This window comes from Hyphomonas sp. (assembly GCF_018402285.1).
Lineage (GTDB): Bacteria > Pseudomonadota > Alphaproteobacteria > Caulobacterales > Hyphomonadaceae > Hyphomonas.
The window spans coordinates 38,345-56,070 of sequence record NZ_JAGYJH010000006.1; the positions used below are offsets into that span (position 1 = coordinate 38,345).

Annotated in this window: 18 protein-coding genes; 15 read left to right on the forward strand and 3 right to left on the reverse strand. The window is 62.1% G+C overall.

Going from position 1 to position 17,726, the window contains the following annotated elements:
- Nucleotides 1-124: 124 nt before the first annotated feature.
- From KG722_RS11930 to KG722_RS11945, 4 genes are all read left to right on the forward strand, one after another.
- Entirely contained in the window at nt 125-1,372 is a 1,248-nt protein-coding gene (locus tag KG722_RS11930) for a flagellin (RefSeq protein WP_213272009.1), read from the forward strand.
- A gap of 108 nt (nt 1,373-1,480) precedes the next feature.
- Entirely contained in the window at nt 1,481-1,867 is a 387-nt protein-coding gene (gene flaF / locus KG722_RS11935; RefSeq protein ID WP_213272010.1) for a flagellar biosynthesis regulator FlaF, read from the forward strand.
- A complete protein-coding gene (gene flbT, locus KG722_RS11940) occupies nt 1,867-2,292 on the forward strand; it encodes a flagellar biosynthesis repressor FlbT (protein WP_213272011.1) in 426 nt (141 codons plus the stop codon). The genes flaF and flbT overlap by 1 nt, the downstream gene beginning before the upstream one ends.
- A 1-nt stretch (nt 2,293) precedes the next feature.
- Nucleotides 2,294-3,136 carry a DUF1217 domain-containing protein gene (locus tag KG722_RS11945; protein ID WP_213272012.1) on the forward strand — a complete coding sequence of 281 codons (843 nt, stop codon included), beginning with the start codon at nt 2,294-2,296 and terminating at the stop codon, nt 3,134-3,136.
- On the opposite strand, the gene fliI is transcribed toward KG722_RS11945, so the two are convergent.
- Nucleotides 3,088-4,521 carry a flagellum-specific ATP synthase FliI gene (gene fliI / locus KG722_RS11950; RefSeq protein ID WP_213272013.1) on the reverse strand — a complete coding sequence of 478 codons (1,434 nt, stop codon included), beginning with the start codon at nt 4,519-4,521 and terminating at the stop codon, nt 3,088-3,090. The genes KG722_RS11945 and fliI overlap by 49 nt on opposite strands.
- 96 nt (nt 4,522-4,617) lie before the next feature.
- Between fliI and KG722_RS11955 the strand changes: the two genes are divergently transcribed.
- The 8 genes from KG722_RS11955 to KG722_RS11990 are packed head-to-tail and all read left to right on the forward strand — an operon-like array spanning nt 4,618 to nt 10,233.
- A complete protein-coding gene (locus KG722_RS11955) occupies nt 4,618-4,977 on the forward strand; it encodes a FlgB family protein (RefSeq protein WP_300998480.1) in 360 nt (119 codons plus the stop codon).
- A gap of 14 nt (nt 4,978-4,991) precedes the next feature.
- Nucleotides 4,992-5,378 carry a flagellar basal body rod C-terminal domain-containing protein gene (locus tag KG722_RS11960; RefSeq protein ID WP_213272014.1) on the forward strand — a complete coding sequence of 129 codons (387 nt, stop codon included), beginning with the start codon at nt 4,992-4,994 and terminating at the stop codon, nt 5,376-5,378.
- A 12-nt stretch (nt 5,379-5,390) separates the two neighbouring features.
- Nucleotides 5,391-5,690, forward strand: coding sequence for a flagellar hook-basal body complex protein FliE (locus KG722_RS11965; RefSeq protein WP_213272015.1), 300 nt, complete (start codon nt 5,391-5,393; stop codon nt 5,688-5,690).
- 22 nt (nt 5,691-5,712) lie between these two features.
- A complete protein-coding gene (locus KG722_RS11970; RefSeq protein ID WP_213272016.1) occupies nt 5,713-5,976 on the forward strand; it encodes a flagellar biosynthetic protein FliQ in 264 nt (87 codons plus the stop codon).
- Between the two features lie 9 nt (nt 5,977-5,985).
- Nucleotides 5,986-8,064, forward strand: a complete 2,079-nt coding sequence (locus KG722_RS11975) for a flagellar biosynthesis protein FlhA (protein WP_213272017.1) — start codon at nt 5,986-5,988, stop codon at nt 8,062-8,064.
- Entirely contained in the window at nt 8,064-8,819 is a 756-nt protein-coding gene (locus KG722_RS11980; protein WP_300998481.1) for a flagellar biosynthetic protein FliR, read from the forward strand. Before KG722_RS11975 ends, KG722_RS11980 begins: the two co-directional genes overlap by 1 nt.
- Before the next feature lie 8 nt (nt 8,820-8,827).
- Entirely contained in the window at nt 8,828-9,901 is a 1,074-nt protein-coding gene (locus tag KG722_RS11985) for a flagellar biosynthesis protein FlhB (protein ID WP_213272018.1), read from the forward strand.
- The gene (locus KG722_RS11990) at nt 9,898-10,233 is read left to right on the forward strand and encodes a hypothetical protein (RefSeq protein WP_213272019.1); all 336 of its coding nucleotides are present in this window, start codon (nt 9,898-9,900) and stop codon (nt 10,231-10,233) included. The genes KG722_RS11985 and KG722_RS11990 overlap by 4 nt, the downstream gene beginning before the upstream one ends.
- Before the next feature lie 246 nt (nt 10,234-10,479).
- Here KG722_RS11990 and KG722_RS11995 read toward each other — a convergent pair whose 3' ends face one another.
- Complete coding sequence (locus KG722_RS11995) at nt 10,480-10,794, reverse strand: hypothetical protein (RefSeq protein WP_213272020.1); 315 nt, start codon at nt 10,792-10,794, stop codon at nt 10,480-10,482.
- A gap of 109 nt (nt 10,795-10,903) precedes the next feature.
- Between KG722_RS11995 and dusA the strand changes: the two genes are divergently transcribed.
- From dusA to KG722_RS12010, 3 genes are all read left to right on the forward strand, one after another.
- The gene (dusA, locus tag KG722_RS12000; RefSeq protein WP_213272021.1) at nt 10,904-11,890 is read left to right on the forward strand and encodes a tRNA dihydrouridine(20/20a) synthase DusA; all 987 of its coding nucleotides are present in this window, start codon (nt 10,904-10,906) and stop codon (nt 11,888-11,890) included.
- Nucleotides 11,891-12,205: 315 nt separating this feature from the next.
- Complete coding sequence (locus KG722_RS12005; RefSeq protein ID WP_213272022.1) at nt 12,206-13,696, forward strand: ATP-binding protein; 1,491 nt, start codon at nt 12,206-12,208, stop codon at nt 13,694-13,696.
- Nucleotides 13,693-15,441: a hypothetical protein gene (locus KG722_RS12010; protein ID WP_213272023.1), complete on the forward strand. Its 1,749-nt coding sequence runs from the start codon at nt 13,693-13,695 to the stop codon at nt 15,439-15,441. Before KG722_RS12005 ends, KG722_RS12010 begins: the two co-directional genes overlap by 4 nt.
- 13 nt (nt 15,442-15,454) lie before the next feature.
- Here the strand turns inward: KG722_RS12010 and KG722_RS12015 are convergent, their stop codons facing one another.
- On the reverse strand, nt 15,455-17,722 hold the full coding sequence (locus KG722_RS12015; protein ID WP_213272024.1) for an NADP-dependent malic enzyme: 2,268 nt from the start codon (nt 17,720-17,722) through the stop codon (nt 15,455-15,457).
- Nucleotides 17,723-17,726 lie beyond the last annotated feature (4 nt).

Here is a 17,726-nt window from a genome sequence, read left to right on the forward strand (position 1 = left end):
ATAGCTCCCCGCTATGTGTGGAAGCTGGAACTACGAAAGTTCGGAGCCAAGAGCTCCATCGTCAGGACGACGCGGTTCAACAAAAGCCACAGCTAAAATGTGGTGATCAAGAATGGATAGATAGATGTCTAGCATCCTGACCAACAACAGCTCGATGGTTGCGCTGGAAACCCTCCGCAACATCAACCGTAACCTTGAAACCGTTCAGAGCGAAATCTCGACCGGCAAGAAAGTTTCCAACGCCAAAGACAACGCTGCCGTCTGGGCCGTCTCGACCGTCATGTCGAGCGACGTTGAGAGCTTCAAGGCGATTTCTGATTCGCTGAACCTCGGCAGCTCGACCGTCGGCGTAGCCCGCTCGGCCGCTGAAAAAGTCACCTCGACCCTTCAGGAAATCAAGACCCTTATCGTGGGCGCCCAGGGCGAGAACGTCGACCGCGCAAAGTATCAGGCCGACATTCAGGACAAGATCTCGCTGATCGAAGGTTATGTCAGCGCAGCCCAGTTCAACGGCCTGAACCTGATCAACGGTTCTGCTTCTGCCGACGTTAACGTTCTGGCTTCGCTCGACCGTTCGGCCGGCGGCTCGGTTTCGGCTTCGTTCATCGCTGTCGAGCGCCAGGACCTCTCGGTTGCCAACACCGGTTCGGCTGCCACCTTCGGCGGCACAGCCGTGACCAACACGACGATCATCAATAACGGTGGCACCGCTGCCGGCACGGCTGCCACTGTTGCTGCCGCTGCTGACCAGGTCATCACCATCGCTTCTGTGGCTGATGGCAACAGCTACCGCATCACGCTGAGCGACGCTGCCACGACCAACTCGCTGGGAACCCGCAGCTTCGAGTATGTTGCTTCTGCTTCCGATAGCCTTGAATCGGTTGCTGCCAACCTGACCACACAGATGTCGAACTTCTTCGCTGCAACGGGCGAGACCAACTACACGGTCACCCGCGATGGCGACGAGATCACCATCAACAACGGTTCGGCTGCTAACCTCTCCGTTACGGCTGTGACCGCAACCGGTGGTACCGCCGGCGTCACCTCGGGCGGCCTTGGCAACCTCGAAAACATCGACGTGACGTCGACGGCTGGCGCAACGGCTGCTCTGACCACCATCGAAGGTCTGCTTGAAACGGCTATCGACGCAGCTGCTGCTTTCGGTTCTTCGCAAAACCGTCTCTCCAGCCAGTCTGAATTCGTTCAGACCCTGGTCGACTCGATGACAACCGGTATCGGTGGCCTCACCGACACCGACATGGAAGCTGCTTCGGCAAAGCTCCAGGCCCTTCAGGTTCAGCAGCAGCTCGGCGTCCAGGCGCTGTCGATTGCGAACCAGGCGCCGCAGGCTCTGCTCTCGCTCTTCCGCTAACAGACCTTTAGTTCCGGGCACTCTGGTGCCCGGAACATCTAATTGAACAATTGTCCCGGGCGCTTCTGGCGTCCGGGTCAATTTATCAAAGACCCAGGAGGGGGCATCGTGCAGGCTTTGGCATATAAGGCTTATGGCCAGGTAACGCAGCGCACTGCGACCGGCCGGGCCCTTGAATACGCGGTGTTCGAGCAAATCACCCGCGATCTCCAAAGCGTTCTTGATGATGGCGGAGAAAACCCGGGTGCCTGGGGCGATGCGATTTACCGTAACCTGCAGCTCTGGACGATCATCGCGACCGATCTTCTGAGCCCGGAAAATGCGCTGCCCAACGAGATGAAGGCTGGCCTCATCACCCTTTCGGAATTTGTAAGACGCACCAGCATGAAAGTTCTCGCCGGCTCTGAGGGCCTGGCAGACATCATCGAGGTGAACCGCACAATCATGGCCGGCCTGGATGGCTCGGCTGCAGCAGCAGAGCAGGAGGTCATCTGATGTCAGGACTGGTACTTAAAGTGGCGCCCGGCGAGCGCTTCATCATCAACGGCGCCACGCTGGAAAATGGTGACAAGCCTGCCCGCATTCGGGTGGTTGAAGGCGACGCGCGCGTTCTGCGTCTGCGTGATGCGATGCATCCAAAGGAGGTCAATACCCCGGTAAAGCGCGTCTACTACGCCATTCAGCTTCTGATCACCGGCGACCTTAAGGAAGAAGATACGCTGCCTGCGCTTGATGAAGCCTGCATTCAGCTGCTGGACATCTTCAAGCCGGTGGACGCCGCGCTCATCCCGGACCTGCGCTCGATGGTCAGCCGCGGCAACTATTACTCCGCGCTCTGTCACCTGCGCCAGGTTCTCGCCATCGAGGAAGAGCTTCTGGCAATGCGAGGCTCGACGCCTCCTGAAAGCAAAGTCGCCTGACATGGCCTTCCAGCCGGTCGTTCCTATGTCCGGGATCGGAGGATGGAAGTTCCTCCAGGCTACCTATGACAAGCAGCTGCAGAGCTTTGCCAAGGCACCGCAGATCCGGAACGACCGCGACTATATGATCGAGAAGTTCGCCGAGCCGATGACGGTAGAGGCGTTCCTGAAGGATTCCCGGCTTGTCCGGACGACGATGACCGCCTTTGATCTCTCCGGTGAGGAGTGGAAGAAGGGTTTCATCAAGAAAGTGCTCGAAGAGGTCAATAAGCCCGAGAGCACCTTCCTCGCCCGGCTCAACAATCCGAAGTATACCGCGCTTGCCAATGCGCTGAAGCCGGTCAATGGCATAATCTCCCTGACGCCGGAGGCGGTTGCCGCGCGCGCCGTGAAGTTCGAGACAAACTCCTTCGAGATCGCTGTCGGCGAAGTCGATGACGCCATGCGTCTGTCGCTCAACTACAAGTCCGAGATTGCCGAGATTGTCGGCAGTGGCTCAAGCGAAGATGCCATCGCCTATCGCCTGATGGGGGATGTACCGACTTACACCGTGGTCAAGACGGCGCTTAATCTGCCCTCGGACATGTCCAAGCTTCCCGTCGAGCGCCAGGCAGAGATGATCAAGAGCGGCCTGACGCGGGCGCTCGGCGTCTCTGATCTGTCGGACATTTCTTCGCCCGAAGCGGTTGAGAAGCTCATCGTGCGTTACCACGCCATGAAGTCGATTACCGAGGGATCGTCGGTGACGTCTTCGGCAGCCGCTGCCCTCACGCTTCTCGGCGGTGGCAGCTATGGCTACGGCGCCAGCGCCAGCCAGAACCTCTTTCTCTCCAGCTTTCTCTGAAGCCGCTTAGCTTCGGGTACCTGGCGGCGGTCTTGCAGCGGGTGCTTGTGCAGGCTGGGCTGGGGGACAACTGGCGGCGGGGTTCCATCGTACACGGTCAGCATGTCCGACATGGCGGCAAAGGCCGCCTCTATGCCTGCGTTGTTGCGCGCGCTGACAAACGCATCGAGCGCCGGATAGAGCCGGATCGCCCGGTCAGCGTCTGCGTCCCGGCCAAATTCAAACAGGCTTGCGCGCAGCATCGGGGAAACCTCGTCATAGAGGGCCACCATGCGGCGATAGTCGCGCAGCATGTCGTTTTCCCATTCGGTCGCTGCTGCCGGCAGCGCGCGGGAAACGCTCCTGAGCACATCAATGGCCGGATACCGCCCGCGCTCGGCAATGTTCCGGGAAAGGATGATGTGGCCATCGAGAATGCCGCGGATCATGTCGGCGACGGGTTCTTCGAGGTCTGATCCGGCAACAAGGACAGAGAAGATGCCGGTTATGTCTCCCTTGGTGCCGGTGCCCGGGCCAGCCCGCTCGGCAAGTTCGGCGATCACCCGCACGGTCGAGGGCGGGAAAGCGTTGAGGGCAGGAGTTTCCCCGGCGAGCAGCGCGACCTCGCGGTGGGCCTCGGCAAAGCGCGTGATCGAATCAAACAGGAAGAGCACGCTGTGGCCCTGGTCGCGGAAGTGCTCGGCCGTCGCCATGGCGCAATAGGCCGCCCGCTTCTTGGCACCGGGCGATTCGCTGGCCGTTGCCGAGACCACCACGGTCTTGTGGCGCACGGCGGCGGGAAGGTTCACTTCGATAAAATCCCCCACCTCGCGGGAGCGTTCACCGATCAGGGCAATGACGACCCGGTCTGCTTCCAGGCCTGCGGCCAGTGAGCCCAGGAAGGTGGATTTGCCTACGCCCGAACCGGCAAAGAGGCCGAGCCTCTGTCCCCGGCAGATCGGCAGCAGCGTATCGGTCACCATCCATCCCGTCGCCAGGCGAGGCCCGAGGCGGCGGCGCAGATGGGCGGGCAGGGCAGGCGCCCTCAGCGGGCGGCTGACCCCGTTCGCGGCCATCGGCGCGCCAGGTGGCAGTTCACTCGCAATCTCGCCGCGGTAGTTAATGATCTGCCCGAGCCAGTGGTCCCCGGGCTCGATGCGGGCTTCCTGCTCGATATGCACGACATCGCCGATCCGGATGATGTCGCTGGCCGAGTAAAGCAGCGCCGCAACGCTGTCACCGGATACGCTCAGGATTTCGCCATGAATCTTCTGGCCCTGTTTTTCAATGACAATTTCGTTACCGACCCCGGCAAGTTCACTCACACCCGCGATCCGCAGCATGCCGGCCGCAACGTCGGTGACGGTGCCCCAGAACCGATAGAGCCGGTGTGTCGGCGATGCCATGGAAGCCTGCAAGTAAACAAATCCCGCATTTCTGTTAACCTGTTCTTTAGTTAATGCGAACATTTTCCCAAAGGGTTAACCTTGGTGAATTGTCCCATGATTTCGGATCTCCAGATTTTCCAGATCTATGGCGCGATGGCGCGGCACGCTGCCGAAAGCCAGAAGGTCAGTGCAACGAATGTCGCCAACGCGGACGCGCCTGGCTTCAAGGCGGGCGAGATCGAAAGTTTCGAGGCGTTCCTGACCCGCACGATGCAGTCAGGCGGGCCGCAGGGCATGCCGGACGGGTTCAAGGTCGGCATATCCGAGGCCCCTGCTGACCCCAACGGCAACAATGTCAGCCTGGAACGCGAAGTATTCAATTCCGCCGAAGCGATGGGCCAGCACAACATGGCCCTGACCGTCTATTCCAAATCCATTGATCTCCTGCGCACCGCGCTGGGCAAGCCTCGCTAAAGGAGGGCTGAAGCATGAATCCGCTGAAAGCGACCCTGCAACAGGCAGTTTCGGGAATGGAGCTCCAGTCCCGCCGGATGGGCGTGACGGCTGAGAACATCTCGAACGCCGATACGCCCGGCTACAAGCGCAAGCTCCTGATGGTCGAGCAGGCCCAGATGACCAATGGCGAGCAGTTCCTGGCCGCGCGCGTTGAGCTCGACAAGTCTGAAGCGCCCAGGGAGTTCGACCCGGAAAATCCGATGGCGGATGGGGAAGGATATGTGACCCTGTCCAATGTCTCGCTGGTGACCGAAATGGCGGACATGCGCGAAGCCAACCGGTCCTATGAAGCCAATCTCAACTCCTTCCAGCAGGCACGGTCAATGTACCGGTCACTGCTGGACATCCTGCGCCGCTGAGGAGGTCTGTAGATGTCAACTCTTGGGTTCAATCCGTATACCGCGCTCAGCACGCCTCGCCCCACTGATACGGCCAAGGCAGGGGGCGATGCGCCTGAAGCGGCTGGCAGCAAGTTTGCCGAAACCATATCGGATTTCCGCACCACGATGCAGGAGGCCGAGCAGACGGCGATCCAGTCGGCGGTTTCCGGCGCCGATCCCCATGCCATGGTGGAAGCACTGACCAATGCCGAGCTGATGCTCGATGCAGTGGTCACCATCCGGGACAAGGTTGTGGAGGCCTATCAGGAACTCCTGAGGATGCCGGTCTGAAGCATCGGCGGGGGCACATCACATGTCAGAGGGAGAGATATTCGAGGTCCTGCGGGCCCATCTCTGGGGGGCCGCGATGATGGGCCTGCCGATCCTGGCAGTGACGCTTGTGGTCGGATTTGTCATTGGCCTCATCCAGGCGCTGACCTCCATTCAGGAAATGACTCTCACCTTCATTCCGAAGATTCTCGCCGTCGTCATCGTTTTCTTCCTCTCGCTCGGTTACATGACCAAGGTCGTCCTTGATCTGTTCAATAACTGGGTCTTGCCGATCATAGCCGGGTAACGCGCTTCCATGCCGATGCAGTCCCTCCTGAACTTCACCAAGCCGACAGCGCTGCTCGCCATCGGCCTGATGGCGGTCATCCTGGTGATGGTGCTGCCGATGCCGGCCTGGGTGCTGGATGTCGGGTTGACGCTGTCCTTTGCCCTGTCGATCCTGATCTTCACGACCGTAATCTTCGTCGAGAAGCCGCTCGACTTCTCGTCCTTCCCGTCGATCCTGCTGGCTTCGCTCGTCCTGCGTCTGGCGTTGAACGTCTCGTCCACCAAGCTGATCATCGGGGAAGGGCATACCGGCACCGATGCGGCCGGCGGGGTGATCGAGGGCTTTGCCATGTTCATCATGGGCGGGAACCTCTTTGTGGGCCTCGTCGTGTTCGGTGTTCTGGTGATCGTGAACTTCATGGTCATCACCAAGGGCGCCGGCCGGATGGCGGAAGTCGGCGCGCGCTTCGCCCTTGACGCGATGCCGGGCAAGCAGCTGGCGATCGACTCCGACCTGGCTGTTGGCGCGATCACGCATGAAGAAGCAAAGATGCGCCGCCAGAGGGAACAGGAAGAAGCCGGATTCCTCGGCTCGCTCGATGGCGCCTCGAAGTTTGTGAAGGGCGACGCGATTGCCGGCCTTCTGATCACCGCGCTCAACCTTGTGGCCGGCATCGGCTTTGGCGTTGTTGCTCACCAGCTGAGCATTGTCGAAGCGCTCAACAATTACTCGATCCTGACGGTCGGCGATGGACTTGTCTCCCAGATCCCGGCCGTCATCGTTTCAGTGGCCGCTGCGCTCCTGCTGTCCAAGGGCCGGGAAGAGGGCGCCATTGACCGCGCGCTCGGGCTCCAACTCGCGGGCAATTCGACGGCGCTCTATATTGTGGCGGGCATTCTCGCCGTTTTCGGCGTTCTGCCTGGCTTGCCGGCCATTCCGTTCCTTGCGGGCGCGGCAGGCTTTGCAGCAGTTGCCTATTTCACCAAGAAAGCCGCCGACGGGAAAGCTGCTGCCGAAGTGGTCAAGCCGGAGGATACCGCGCCCAAGGCCGCCAAGATCGGAGATTCGATCTATGCGGACGAAATCCACCTGGAAGTGGCGCCCGACCTCGTCAATATGGTTCTGGTTGGCGAGAATGGGTTTGAAAGCCGTATCGACAAGATCCGCCGCTACATTGCGGAGGAATATGGCTTTGTCCTTCCGCCGATCCGGATGACGGACAATCCGACGCTGAAGAAAAACGAATACCGGATCCGGATCCAGGGCGTGCGGGTGGATTCCGGCTTCCTGCGTCCGGGCCAGGTGCTGGCGCTCATAGAGGAGAACCAGCTGCCGCATCTTGCAGGCGAGAAGGTGCGCGAGCCGGTCTACAAGGCGGCGGCCCGCTGGCTGCCGTCCGCCCGCAAGCAGGAGCTGGCGGCCGCAGCGGTTCCGGTGGTCGAGCCGATCGAAGTGCTGGCAACGCACATGCTGGAAGTGATCCAGTCAAACTTCTCGCTCGTCTTCACCCGCATGGTGATGATGGAGACGCTCGACTCGCTGACGGCGATTTCCGATGTCGACCGGGCAGGGGCGAACAAGCGGTTCCTTGACGAATACATTCCGGGCAAGGTGACGCCGGAAATCCTGCTGTCGGTGCTGCGCATGCTGCTGACCGAACGCGTTCCTATCCGCAACCTTTTCCTGATAATCGAGACGGTGGCCGAAGCCAAGCCGCAGAGCCTGCCCCTGCCGCGCGTGATCGAACTCGTCCGCCAGCGGCTGGCCTTTCAGATCGTCGACCGGCTGCAGGATGACCAGGGCCGGCTGCCGCTGATCCAGCTTTCGACCAGCTGGGAGCAGAAGTTTGCCGAGTATGAAGTGACCAATGACAGCGGCGGCTCGGACATTGCCCTGCCGCCGGAAGTGTTCGGGGAGCTGATCAATTCCGTTCAGGCAAAGCTCAACGAGACGGCCCAGAAGGGGATCGTTGCAGCCGTGGCGACTTCGTCGCGCCGGCGCCGTTTCCTGCAGACCGTTCTGGCGAGCAAGGGCATCCGCAATGCCGTCGTCGCCTATGAAGAGATCAACTCCAAAAGCAAGCCCTATATCATCGGCGTTGCCTGATGGAGGTCTTCGCCCCTTATCTGGGGCAGGCGAGCCCTTGGATCGTGCTGTTCCTGACCGTGGTGGCGCGGCTCTCCTTTGTCGTGTTCATGATGCCGGGGATCGGCGATCAGGTGATCTCGGCGCGCACGCGGCTGTTCGTGCTTCTGGGGATGTCAGCCGCGATTGCCTCGACCGGCGTCGTGCCGACGCCTGCCGCGCCAAGCCTTGCGAGCCTTGTCCAGCTGCTCGGCAGTGAAGTCATCATCGGGCTAGGCCTCGGCGCTCTGCTGCGGTTGTCGGTCTGGATGCTGACGATTGCGGGGACGGTGATTGCCCAGTCGATTGGCCTTGCGCAGTTCCTCGGCGTGGCGCTGGAGCATGAGGCGCAGACGGTGACGTCCAACATGCTCTCGATGGCGGGCACGACGATCCTCCTGACGGCGAACTATCATGTGGTGGTGGTGGACGGGCTGATGCGGCTTTATACGGAGATCCCGCTGGGCGAGGTGGCGCAGGTGAGCTGGCCGATGATCTTTGGCAGCTTCTATTCAGCGCTCGGGTTTGCACTGATGCTGGCCTGGCCGTTCGTGGCGGCAAACCTCCTCTACAACATCTGCCTGGGCTTCATAAACAAGGCACTGCCTTCGCTGATGGTGGCCTTTGTCGGCGCGCCCTTCATGGTGGGGGCGGGGGTGATGCTGCTGGCGATCTCCATTGCGGGGATGCTGATCATCTGGAAAGACCGCGCCCTTCAGGTTGTCGGTTGGCTCTGAGGTAGACCATGGCGGAGCAGGACCAGGAAAACGGCGAAAAGGAATTTGAAGCCTCCGAGCAGCGTCTTCGCGACGCGCGCCAGGAAGGTGATGTTCCCCAGTCGAAAGAAGCCAACGCCTTTGCGCTGATCCTCAGCATCCTCGTCTCTGCGCTGATTCTGGACGCGTTGGTCGGTCCGCAGCTGTTCGATGATTTCTCACGCGTTCTCTATCATGGCGATCAGTTTGCCATGGATATCTTTGAGGGCGATGGCGGGGCAACCTGGATATGGCTCGGGCTTGTACTGCTGGCTTTGTCGCCGATCCTCTTGGTGATGGCCGCGTTGGTGCTTCTGGCATTGATCATCCAGCGGTCGATCTCGTTCTCCGCCAAAAAAATCCTTCCGGACATGAAGAAGATCAACCCGGTCGACAATATCAAGAACAAGTATGGCACCAAGGGGATCACGGATTTCCTCAAGGACACAGTGAAGATGCTGTTTGCCGGCGCCCTTGGCACGCTGTTCCTGTTCCAGTTCACACAGGACTATTATGGCTCCTCAGCGGTCAACACGGCGGACTTCTATCAGTTCACGTTCGATCAGACGATGCGCCTGATCCTCTATTTCTTTGCCTTCCAGTTCGTGCTGGCCGCGCTCGACCTGCCGCTGCAATGGCGGCTGCATTCCAACAAGCTGCGGATGACGCGCGAGGACATGAAGAAGGAAATGAAGCAGAGCGAGGGCGACCCGCAGATGCGCCAGCAGCGGCGCGAGAAGGCGACGAAGGTTTCGCGCGGGCAGATGCTTCAGAATGTGAAGACGGCGACGGTCGTGATGGTCAACCCGACGCACTATGCCGTTGCGCTGAAATGGGATCCCGAGAGCAAGCTGGCGCCGGTCTGCGTGGCCAAGGGCACCGATCATCTGGCGATGAAGATAAGGGAACTGGCGATCGAGAACAATGTGCCGATCTACAGCGATCCGCCGGCCACCCGATCGATCTATTCAATGGTGGAAGTGGACGAGGAGATCCAGCCCGAACACTTCGCCGCCGTCGCCGCCGCCATCCAGTTCGTTGACCGGCTGAGGAACCGCACATGAGCAACATTTCCCGCAAGCAGGCAGGCCAGCTCCAGACCCTGGTCGGCATCAAGCGCCAGAAGGCCGAGCAGGACATGCTGATCCTGCAGCAGGAGGTGCGCCGGATCGAGGAGGAGATTGCCGGGATCGGCGATAACCTAAAGGCGCTCGACAAGACGGGCGAAGAGTTTGACGGATCAAGCCTTGCGCGCCGGCACGGCGCGGTGGAGCGGATGATTGCCCAGCTCGGTTCCTGGAAGGACGCGCTGGCGGCGCGCCGGGGCGAGCTTGAGGCAGCGCGGGAAGCGCTCAAGCGCGTGATGCATTCGGAGGACCGGATTGGGGACCTTTAGCGCCAGCGCCCTTGGCCGGTGTAGAGGGTTTTGTGGCCGGTAAATCTTCAGATTGCAGACAGAACGGCCGTTCCGGGCAAAGCCCTTGGCGAGCGCGGTAAGGCTCAGGGAAAAGCGGGGCGGCTTGCAGGGGGAGTTGGCGCAGCGCAGGCCGTGTTCAAGCGCAGACATGGCGGGCGAGGAGACGCGGGGAGCTCGCCCTCACGGGGCCCGGCACAAGGCTGCCCGCCGCCCAAAGCGCCGCCGTCAGCATAAGGAACATGGCGCGCAGGTCTTTCCAGGCACTGTGCCGGGCGCGGGTGGCCATGCGTTTTGCGACGGTGACAGGGCCTTGCCGACATCCAGCATGTCTGCGATGTGAAGGTCTATGAGTTGCCAGAAGGTCGAGAGGTCATCCGGGATCTTCTTCGAGACGCTTTCGCCCCGGTCGACCCGCCGTTCCATCTTGAGCGCCCACTCTTCGGCGTCCTTCCGACAAACGAAGCACTGGGAGACGTAGCGATCCTTGCGTCGCACCTGGAACCGCCATTGCCCCTTTGGCATCCTGTAAATCTTCGGCATTTGTGTGCGCTCCGTGTGCACAGAGGGGTCAAATCAGCTACAAACGTGGGGAAATTGGCGCACACAAACTGCACACGTTCTCTCGTTAGTCCCCTGATTACACAAAAAAATGTCGAAAAAACAAGACTATAGATTTTCTGTCGCTCCGATGATGGACTGGACTGACCGGCATTGCCGGGCGTTTCATCGAACCTTGACGAAGCGGGCGCTGCTCTGGACGGAGATGGTGACGGCGGACGCTGTGATCCATGGCGCCCGCGAGCGGCTGATCGGCTTTAGCCGGGTGGAGCATCCGCTGGTTCTGCAGCTGGGCGGCTCTGAACCGCGCAAGCTGGCCGAGGCCGCAAGGATCGCCGAGGGTTTCGGCTATGATGAAGTGAACCTTAATTGCGGCTGCCCGTCCGAGCGGGTGCAGTCAGGCGCCTTCGGGGCGTGCCTGATGGCGGAACCTGATCTTGTGGCAGACTGTGTGACAGCGATGGCGGCGGCGGTGTCGATCCCGGTGACGGTCAAGAACCGGATCGCGATTGACGACATGCCTGCGCGCGAGACCCTGTTCACCTTCGTCGACAAGGTCTCGGCGGCGGGGTGCTCCGTGTTCACCGTTCACGCGCGCAAGGCCTGGCTGAAGGGGCTCAGCCCGAAGGAGAACAGGGAGGTGCCCCCGCTCGACTACGCGCTTGTGACCGATTTGAAAGCGGCGCGGCCGGACCTGACGATTATCCTGAATGGCGGCATAACCACGATGGATCAGTGCAAGGAGCACCTTACCATTTTTGACGGGGTGATGCTGGGCCGGGCCGCCTATCAGACACCAGGTTTTCTGGGACAGGTGGATGCAGGCCTCTTCGGGGAGGAAGAGGCAATCGCGGCGGGCGACGCAGTACGCGCCTATGAGCCCTACATTGCGGCGCGCCTTGCCGAAGGGACCAGCCTGCATGCCATGACCCGCCACATGCTCGGCCTGTTTGCCGGGCAGCCCGGTGCGCGCCAGTGGCGGCGCATCCTGTCAGAACAGGGCGTCAATAAGGGCGCGGGGCTGGACGTGGTGCACGCCGCGCTCGGCGCGGTTGAGGGCGCTGCGCTGGTTGGTTAGCAGGCCTGGATTAGTTCACGCACCCGTCCAGAGGATTACACCTGATGCCGGTTTTGGCTGCCTTTCACTACAAAGCAGCCCGAACCATGCAGTTGCCGAAGCAGAGTTCTCCGCGCGCGCTGCACGTGTCGCCAATGAATGTCTGTCTGCCGGGACACAAGGCGCAGGTCGGGAGTAATTCGGTAGGGCATGGCATCGCCGCCACCTGCGGCCCGCCGATGCCGTACGGGAGGAGGAGGCGCGCTGACAAGATAGGCGCGCAGGGCATCACCGGGTTAAGCCTCTTCTTAAGGCTTTCGGATAGGCTCCCGGCCCATGACCCAGGATACCAGACGCCCCGGCGGCGCCGACACGCCCGAACAGACCTTTCTGGCCACTGCCAGCCATGAAATCCGCACGCCCCTGAACGGGATTCTGGGCACGGTTTCGCTGCTGCTTGAGACCGAGCTTTCACCGGCCCAGCGCGAATATGCCGAGACCATCCGCCTGTCGGGTGCCCGCCTGCTCGACCTGCTGAACAATGTGCTCGATTACGCGCGGCTGGACGCGTCGGCCGTGGAAATCGAAGCGGAGGAATTCTGCCCGGCGCGGCTCTGCGGCGAGGTGGTGGAACTTCTCAGCCCGCGCGCGCATGCGGCCGGTCTTGATCTGGCGGTGCGTACCTTGCCCGCGCCGATGCCGGGATTTTTGGGTGATGCAGGCCGGATCCGTCAGATCCTGTTCAACCTGGTGGGCAATGCCCTCAAGTTTACCGCGCGCGGCGCTGTGCTGATAGATGCGGAGATCGTGCCTGACGGTCTTGTGTTTCATATCCGGGATACCGGGCCGGGCATTGCGGCGGCCGATCAGGCGCGGCTGTTCGAGGCCTTCCGCCAGACCGCATCGGGGGATGCTTACCGCGATGGCGGGGTCGGCCTTGGCCTCGCCATCGTCAAGCGCCTGACCGACCTTCTGGGCGGGCGCGTGGAGGTATCGTCCGCGCTCGGGGAGGGGGCCTGTTTCAGTGTTTACCTGCCGCTTCAGCGGTCCGGCGCGGCGCCGGCCGATCCGTTGCCGGTGATCGGGGGCCGGGTGTGTCTCGCGGGCCTTCCGCCCGCCACCGCGCTTTCCCTCTCGGCCGGGCTGCACGCCATGGGCACCGACGTTTTCCAGGTGGACACGGGGGCCTCGCATATGCCTGCCCGGATTGATGTCCTGCTTGTTGGCGCAGATATGCCCGAAGGTATGGTCGCAGCGCTCGCCAGGCGGGCGGCGTCGCTTGTCGTGCTGCGCCCGGAAGACAGGGGCGCCATCGGCCGGTTCCGCGCGCTCGGCTGTGTCGGCTGGCTCGTGCGTCCGCTGCGGATGAGTTCGGTGGCCGAACATATCCTGCTGGCGCGGTCGGGCCGCGCCGCCGTGGAGGAGCAGGAAGCGGCCTCCGGCGCGGGGCGCGTGCTGATCGCAGATGACAATCCTGTAAACGCGCTGATTGCTCGGCGCGCCTTGGAATCGGCCGGATTTACCGTAACAGTTGCCGCAACCGGCAGCGAAGCCCTGGAGGCTGCCGAAACAATGGAGCCTGACCTGGTGCTGATGGACCTTCGCATGCCGGTGATGGACGGGTTTGAAGCGATGCGCCGCCTGCGGGCAGGCGGTTTTGCGCGGCCCGTGATTGCTGTCTCGGCCGAGATCAATCCTGACATCGAGCGCCGCGCGCGGGAAGCCGGCGCAGACGGGGTGGCCGCCAAGCCGCTGGACGCCGAAGCGTTGCGCCGCCTCGCGCTGCGCTGGACCGGCCGGCCCGGCGCCGTGGCGGGTGCCGCATGACCGCGGCGGTGGAAGCTGCAGAGACAGACAAGACCCCGCGTTTCATCCGGGCGCTGCGCGCGCTGAACGACCGGCGCATGGCGGCAATGCTGCTGCTGGCGCTTGCGGCAGGCCTGCCTTTCGGGGCGGTGCTGGGCACCCTGAACGCCTGGCTGACGGTGGAGGGGGTGACCCCTTCGACGATCGGCACGCTTTCGCTAATAACGCTCGGCTACGCTTTCAAATATCTCTGGTCGCCAGCCTTTCAGGTTGCGCGCCATCCAAAGCCGGTGCTGGGGCCGCGCCGCACCTGGCTTTTGAGTTTCCAGGTCCCGATCGCCGTCCTGCTGCTGATCCTGCCCTTCTCCAATCCCGGCAGCCAGATTGGCCTCATCGCGCTCGTCGCCCTCGGCGTGGCGCTCCTCTCGGCGACGCATGACACCGTGCTCGATGCCTGGCGTATCGAGGTTGCGCGCAGCGAGGAAGACAAGGACCTGATGGCCGCGCTCTACCAGTTCGGCTATCGCGCCTCGACCTTCATTACCGGCTTCATGGCGCTGCTGCTGGCCGAGTATATCGGCTGGCAGATGGTCTACGGCCTGATCGCGCTGATGATGGTGCTGGCAATTTCCGGCACGTTCATTGCGCCGGAACCCGAGCTGTCGGGCAAGCCTGCCGAAGCGCGCGAAAGCTTTCAGGCGACGGTCCCGGAAAACCCCTTGCGCATATTCACGGTCGCAGTTGCTGCCGGCTGGGCCCTCGCCATCGCGATGATCGCCTGGCATGTGTTTGCCTCGCTTACCCAGGTACCCCCGCCCAGCGGCAGCGCGTTTGTGCGCGAGCAGGGACCGATTATCGTGATCCTGACGGTTATGGTGCCTGCTACATTGGCAGCTTTCCTCCTGTGGCGGCATGGCCGCGTGCCGGGTATCGCCGTGCCGGACAAGGCCGGAGACACCCGCGCGGTGCGCGTGGTACATTCCCTGTTCCGGGCGATCTTCGATCCTCTGATGGAAATGATCGGCCGTCTCGGCTGGGGCGCGCTGCTCGTGTTGCTGCTGGCGCTGACCTACAGGTTTGCCGATGCAGTCTGGGGGGCATTTGCCTATCCCTTCTATCTCGGCACCGAGTATGGCGCGATCGGGCACACCATGGCGGACGTGGCCGTTGCCTCGAAATTCTTCGGTGTGCTGATGACCATGGCAGGCGCTGCCATCGGGGTTATCGTCATCAGCCTGATCGGGCGGATGCCGGTTCTGGTGATTGGCGCCGTTCTGGCGGCCGCCACCAATCTCCTGTTTGCCGACCTTGCCCGCGGCGGCTTTGCAATTGATGCCTTCCTCGAATGGACCCGGCTGGCAGATCCGATCCGGATGTTTGCCGGCTGGGCCGCGTCGATCTCTCCGGAAGGGCAGGGCGCGGAAGCGGGCGCCCGCATGGCGCGGCTGATGCTGGCCATCGGCGGGGAAAACCTCGCCGGGGGCTTTGCCAGTGTCGCGGTCGTTGCCTATCTGACATCGGTCGTGAACCCACGCTTTGCGGCTGTTCAGTACGCGCTGCTCGGCTCGCTCACCATGCTGATCGGTACGCTCGGCCGGCCCTGGCTGGGCGAGATGATCGAGGTGCACGGATATTATACCGTGTTTATCGTCACTTTCTGGCTTGGTGGGGTCGCCGTGGTGCTCTCAATTCTGGAATGGCTGCGCCAGGCGCGCGCCAAGCCGCCAGCCTCCGGCGACGCGGTTGGAAAGGGCCTGGACTTCTGACCTTCAAGACCGCCTAGACGCGGTCTGTGTCATAGGCAGCAATGGTGGCGAGATCCACAATGTCGCCGACCGTCGCCCCGAGCGAGGAAATCTGTACCGGCTTTTCAAGGCCAAACAGCATCGGGCCGATGACGGTCGCCCGGCTCATCGCTTCGAGAAGGTTTGTCGCAATCGAGGCCGAGTGGATTGCCGGCATGACGAGCACGTTGGCCGGGCCGCTGAGGCGCGAGAAGGGATAGACCAGGCGGTGGTTCGGGTTCATCGCCACATCGGCGTTGACATCGCCTTCATACTCGAAGTCAATGTCCGTGCGCTGATCAAGAATGGCGACTGCCTCGCGGACACGGTCGCCGCGCTCACCCATCGGATTGCCGAAGGTGGAGTAGGAGAGGAACGCCACGCGGGGGGTGAAGCCGAGGCCGCGCACGGCGCGGGCCGCTTCCAGCGCGATGTTGGCCAGGGTGGGGCCGTCGGGGAGTTCATGCACGCTGGTGTCGGCAATGAAGATCGTCTTGCCTAGATTGATTACCATCGACATGCCGATCAGGGCCTGGCCTGCGATGGGGTCGAGCACCATCATCGCGTCCTTCAGGGCGGCGTCGTAATTGCGGGTAACGCCGGTGACCATGCCGTCTGCGTCGCCATTCTTCAGCATGCAGCTGCCGAAGATGTTGCGGTCCTGGTTTACGAGACGCTGGACATCGCGCTTGAGATAGCCGCGGCGCTGAAGGCGTTCATAGAGGAAGTCAACATAAACCGGGTTCTTGTCCGAAAGGCGAGCGTTGATGATGTCGAGCGAGCCAAGCGGAATGCCCATCTGCTCCATTGCGCGTTCCACCTGGGCCTCGCGGCCGATCAGGATCGGATGGCCAAGGCCCTGGTTCTTGAAGCTGAACGCGGCGCGAACGACGGCGGGTTCTTCGCCTTCAGCAAACACGATGCGGCGCTGGGTTTCCCGCGCGCGGGCCTGGACGCCCTGCAGGAAGGCAGCCGACGGATCGGCCCGGCGCACGAGGCTGCGGCGATAGGCATCCATGTCGGCAATCGGCTTGCGCGCGACGCCTGTATCCATCGCGGCCTGCGCTACGAAGGGCGGAACGAAGCTGATAAGGCGCGGGTCAAACGGGCTCGGAATGATGTAGTCACGGCCAAAGCTCGGCCGGGCCCCGTGATAGGCGGCGGCGACTTCATCGGGGACGTCCTCGCGGGCAAGCTCGGCGAGCGCCCGGGCGCAGGCGACCTTCATTTCCTCAGTAATACCCCGCGCGCGAACGTCGAGCGCGCCGCGGAAGATGTAAGGGAAGCCCAGAACATTGTTGACCTGGTTGGGATAGTCCGACCGGCCCGTCGCGATGATGGCGTCGTTGCGCGCGGCCTTGATTTCTTCCGGCGTGATTTCCGGATCGGGGTTGGCCATGGCAAAGATGATGGGGTTCTTTGCCATCGACTTGACCATGTCCTGGGTGACCGCGCCCTTGACCGACAGGCCGAGGAACACGTCGGCTCCGTCCATTGCTTCGGTCAGCGTGCGCTTCTTGGTCTTGACCGCGAAGGCAGACTTGAACTGGTCCATCTTTTCGGTGCGGCCTTCATAGACTACGCCGGCCGTGTCGCAGATCAGGATGTTCTCGGCTTTCACGCCGAGATGCCGGATGAGGCCGGCAACCGACAGGCCTGCCGCGCCGGCGCCGGAAATTGCAACCTTCACGTCTTTCAGCTGGCGGCCGGTGATGTGGCAGGCATTGATCAGGCCGGCGGCGGCGATGATGGCGGTGCCGTGCTGATCATCATGGAAAACAGGAATGTCGAGCTCGTCGCGCAGGCGGCTCTCGATGATGAAACAGGCAGGGGAGGAGATGTCCTCCAGGTTTATGCCGCCCCATGTGGCGCCGATGTTGCGCACGGTGCGGATGAAATCTTCGACATCGGTCGTGTCAACTTCGACATCGAAACTGTCGATGTCGGCAAAGCGTTTGAAGAGGACCGACTTGCCCTCCATTACGGGCTTGGACGCCATCGGGCCGAGATTGCCAAGGCCGAGGATGGCCGTGCCATTGGAGATGACCGCTACGAGGTTTCCCTTGGAGGTGTAGTCATAGGCTTTGTCGGGGTTCTCCGAGATGGCCAGAACCGGGATGGCGACGCCGGGGCTGTAAGCCAGCGACAGGTCACGCTGCGTCCCCATCGGCTTGGTCGGGATCATGGAGATCTTGCCAGCGGTCGGGTGGGAGTGGAAATCTAGGGCTTCCTGGTCGGTGAAGCTTGGACGCTGCGTGGTCATTTCA